Consider the following 591-nt stretch of genomic DNA (forward strand, 5'->3'; position numbering starts at 1 on the left):
AGTACATCGAGCTGCGCTTCGCACAGTCGCTGCGCGGCCTGTCCAGGGGCGCTCCCGTGGTGTTTTCGGGAATCAACTTCGGGCGGGTGGTTTCCATGAAACTCGATTACGACCCGGCCACGCAGCGCTTTCCCATGATCGTCGGCATCGAGGTCTATCCGCAGCGGCTCGGACCGGTGCTCGACAAGCTGCCCAAAATAAATGGCGATATCGAAAAGGTCGCGCAATTCCTGTCCACCATGGTCGAGCACGGTCTGCGCGGCCAGGCGCGCTCCGGCAATTTGCTGACCGGACAGCTCTATATCTCGCTCGACTTCATACCGAACGCCCCGAAGGTCTCATACGACGCCGATGCGCGACCGCTGACGCTGCCCACCGCGAGCGGCGGCTTCGACCAGTTGCAGGAGCAGGTAGCAAGCATCGTTGGCAAGATCGACAAAATGCCGCTCGACTCGATCGCACGTCATCTCGACACGGGTCTGGCGGACCTGGACAGCACCCTGAAGCAGATCAACGGCCAGGTGCTGCCGGCGACCACGCAAACCCTGCAGCAGGCTCGCCAGACCTTCGGCGCCGCGCAGGGCATGCTGG

1 pseudogene is annotated in these 591 nt (G+C 62.8%); it reads left to right on the top strand.

Going from position 1 to position 591, the window contains the following annotated elements:
* Positions 1-59: 59 nt before the first annotated feature.
* Positions 60-591, top strand: a pseudogene (locus tag F6X42_RS43055) (MlaD family protein); the annotation flags it as partial.

It is taken from the genome of Paraburkholderia podalyriae, assembly GCF_014397785.1.
Lineage (GTDB): Bacteria > Pseudomonadota > Gammaproteobacteria > Burkholderiales > Burkholderiaceae > Paraburkholderia > Paraburkholderia podalyriae.